Origin of the sequence: Bacteroides sp. 2201st1_D9_2201SCRN_220225 (assembly GCF_040928965.1) — a bacterium.
Classification (GTDB): domain Bacteria; phylum Bacteroidota; class Bacteroidia; order Bacteroidales; family Bacteroidaceae; genus Bacteroides; species Bacteroides stercoris.
Genome location: NZ_JBCODG010000141.1, coordinates 1 through 3,573 on the forward strand (window position 1 = coordinate 1; position 3,573 = coordinate 3,573).

Annotated in this window: 3 protein-coding genes; 1 reads left to right on the forward strand and 2 read right to left on the reverse strand. The window is 46.9% G+C overall.

Features of this window, described 5'->3' with window-relative positions; genetic code table 11:
- Window positions 1–3 precede the first annotated feature (3 nt).
- Both AB5903_RS22035 and AB5903_RS22040 read right to left on the reverse strand, forming a co-directional pair.
- A complete protein-coding gene (locus AB5903_RS22035; protein ID WP_117941716.1) occupies window positions 4–1,260 on the reverse strand; it encodes an ABC transporter permease in 1,257 nt (418 codons plus the stop codon).
- Window positions 1,261–1,321: 61 nt separating this feature from the next.
- Window positions 1,322–2,038 carry an ABC transporter ATP-binding protein gene (locus AB5903_RS22040; RefSeq protein ID WP_034535873.1) on the reverse strand — a complete coding sequence of 239 codons (717 nt, stop codon included), beginning with the start codon at window positions 2,036–2,038 and terminating at the stop codon, window positions 1,322–1,324.
- 177 nt (window positions 2,039–2,215) lie between these two features.
- Between AB5903_RS22040 and AB5903_RS22045 the strand changes: the two genes are divergently transcribed.
- Complete coding sequence (locus AB5903_RS22045) at window positions 2,216–3,196, forward strand: ROK family protein (RefSeq protein WP_005652421.1); 981 nt, start codon at window positions 2,216–2,218, stop codon at window positions 3,194–3,196.
- Window positions 3,197–3,573: the final 377 nt, after the last annotated feature.

A 3,573-nucleotide genomic window follows, 5' to 3' on the forward strand; every position in this document is an offset into this window, starting at 1 on the left:
CGTTTAATCTGCTCTAAGTGCTTCGATGGGACTGATGCTTACCGCCTTTTTAGCCGGGAAGAATCCGGCAAGCGTACCTGCGACAATCAGGGTCAATGTAGCCTGTATGGCAATGCCGATATCCACTGTGGGGTCCGAGAACATCCTGGCTTGAAACATACCTGCATCCGCTGTTTGTGTGCCGAAGGCGGAATTCATCCATTCCGTTACTCCGATGCCTGCCACCATGCCGATGTAGCCGAAAAAAGTGGTAATCGTAACGCTTTCTACAATAATCAGCCGAAGGATGGAAAAAGGCTTTGCACCCAGCGCTTTGCGTATGCCAAACTCGCGTGTGCGTTCCTTGACGGTAATCAGCATGATATTCGATACGCCTACGATGCCGCTCAGCAGGGTAAAAATACCTATCACCCAAATGGCGGTACGCAGCAAGCCGGCTACGTTCTGTGTCTGTATGTATTGTGTAAAGCGGTTCCATATCCATATTGCGCCTTCATCTTCCGGGTCGAAACGGTGGTTGGCGGCAATGACTTTACGGTACTCTTTCTCAAAGGTTTCGTTGGCCGCTTCGCTCGTCAGATTTTTGGTGGTAAAGATGATGTTGTTGAGTTTATCGCCTTTGTTATAGATGGTTTGCATGGTGGAGAAGGGGATAAAGGCCAGGCTGCTTTGGTCTCCCTGGTCTTCGTACAATCCGACTACCCGGTAGGCTACACCGCCTGCATTGACAAACCGGCCGACTGGTTCCGTACGTGACTTTCCGAAAAGAATTTCTGCCGACTTTTTATGAAGAATGATAACTTTCCGCCGTTCTTTCACATCGTTCCGGTTGATAAAGCGTCCGCTTGCGGTCTTGATGGCTTCGGACTCTACGTAGTTCGGGTGTACGCCCATCAGCGAGATATTGATGTATTCTTGTCCGAAGCTGATGTTTACATCTCCCTGCCGCAGGGTGGCGCCGGCAGTGATGATATTGTCGGGAAAGTATTTTTCGGTTGCGGCGAGGTCTTTGTTTTCCAGTTGGATACGCCGTCCTTCTTTCAAGCCTTCGTACGATTGGGTGGTCCAGCCACCGCCCAGACGGATGGAGTTCAATGCGCGTTCGGATGCGTTTTGTTCGAAAGCATGGATGATGCCGTTGCCTGCTCCCAGCAGTACGATAAGCATAAAGATGCCCCACGCCACTGCAAAACCGGTGAGGAACGTGCGCAACTTGTTACGCTTGATTGTACCGTATATTTCTTGCCAAAGGTCTATCATGATTACTGTAAGTGATGTTATAAAGCGATAGGAGATTAATGTAATGACGCGGCAGTGTCCGTTATTTCATGAAACCGTCCTTGCCGAATGGCGATGCGTCGTGATTCAGGTTCTCTTCAATGCTTCCTATCACACCGTCTTTAATGTGGATAATCTTGTCTGTCTGATTGGCAACGCCGCTCTCGTGGGTTACGACCACGATGGTCATGCCCGTTTCATGCAAGTCTTTCAGAATTTGCATGACCTCTACGGAAGTCTTGCTGTCGAGAGCACCGGTCGGTTCGTCGGCAAGGATAATCTGGGGGCGGGTAATCAATGCACGGGCAATGGCTACACGCTGCTTCTGTCCGCCGGACATTTCGTTGGGCATGTGGTGAGCCCACTCTTTCAGCCCCAGGCGTTCCAGATATTCCAACGCCATAGCGTTACGCTTCCGGCGGCTTACTCCTTGATAGAAGAGAGGAAGAGCCACATTCTCTACCGCATCCTTGAAGGAAATCAGATTGAATGACTGGAAGATAAAGCCAATCATACGGTTGCGGTATTCGGCGGCTTTGTTTTCGCTCAGGTTCTTGATAAGCGTACCGTTCAGGTAATATTCTCCTGTATCGTAGTTGTCCAGAATGCCTAAGATGTTGAGGAGCGTGGATTTTCCGGAGCCTGACGCTCCCATAATAGAGACGAACTCTCCTTTTCGGATATCAAGGTCGATGCCTTTGAGTACGTGTAGCGGTGCTCCGTTATTATAGGTCTTGTTGATGTCTTTCAGTTGTATCACGTTTTTCCTGTTTATAGCTTTGTTCTTATTGATTTTAACTATTAGACGCAGCAATGTGACGAAAAGTTGCAATTGACGTGAAGTTTTTTAAAAAAAGATTTTGCAGTGTCGTTTTTCTTTGTGTAATTTGTAACCATTAATGTTATAACTAACCCTTTAAACAAAAAAGTAAATATCATGAATTCAAACATGGAAAAACCCTATGTAGTGGGGATTGACATAGGCGGAACGAACACCGTCTTTGGTATCGTAGATGCACGTGGCACTATTCTTGCAAGTGGTTCCATCAAGACGGGAGCTTATGATGAGGCAGACAATTACGTAGACGAAGTATGCAAGAATCTTCTTCCGCTGATTATCGCAAATGGCGGTGTTGATAAAATAAAAGGTATCGGTATCGGTGCTCCTAACGGCAACTATTATAGCGGTACAATCGAGTTTGCCCCGAATCTTCCGTGGAAAGGAGTAATTCCTTTGGCAGCCATGTTTGAAGAACGTTTGGGCATCCCTACGGCACTGACCAATGACGCCAATGCCGCCGCTATCGGTGAAATGACCTACGGTGCTGCACGCGGTATGAAAGATTTCATCATGATAACGCTGGGTACGGGTGTAGGCAGCGGTATCGTTATCAACGGACAAATGGTATACGGACACGACGGTTTTGCCGGAGAGTTGGGACACACTATCATACGTCGCGAAAACGGTCGTCTCTGCGGATGCGGTCGCCACGGCTGTCTGGAAACTTACTGTTCGGCTACCGGTGTGGCGCGTACTGCACGTGAGTTCCTCACTGCACGTACCGAACCGAGTTTGTTGCGTTCCATTCCGGCCGAAAACATCACCTCTAAGGATGTGTATGATGCAGCCGTTCAGGGTGACAAGCTGGCACAGGATATTTTTGACTTTACCGGTACTATTTTGGGAGAGGCTATTGCAGACTTCATTGCTTTCTCCAGTCCCGAAGCAATTATTCTGTTCGGTGGGTTGGCTAAGTCCGGAGATTACATCTTCAAGCCTATCCAGAAAGCTATCGATGACAATATCCTGATGATTTACAAGGGCAAGGCCAAATTGATGATGTCCGAACTGAAAGACTCTGATGCTGCTGTGCTGGGAGCCAGTGCATTGGGCTGGGAGTTGAGAGATATTAAATAAGCTCAGTCTTTGATTGAAAATATAGCCGCCCTGCCGGAATATGATTTCTCGGCTGGGCGGTATTTTTTTGATATACATCAAACAAAGTTTTCAACCGTATCAAACGTTTTTTTCACTATAATGAAAAATCTTTGTTAATCCCACGAAAAAAGAAAATGCTTGTAGAAAATGCAGGTTTGTTTGTACTCCTTTTGCTTTTCGCATTTTTATTCATACGGGATAGCGGGCGAAGGGATATTTATCCGTTCCGTAAGACGAATAATTCCATTCCGTGGGGTGAGGTATTTGAGACATTAAAAAGAGGTTGTGTCAAAACGTTGGCACAACCTCATTTATATTTTAAGTTCTGCTATATTTTCTTTTGGCTATGCTACTTT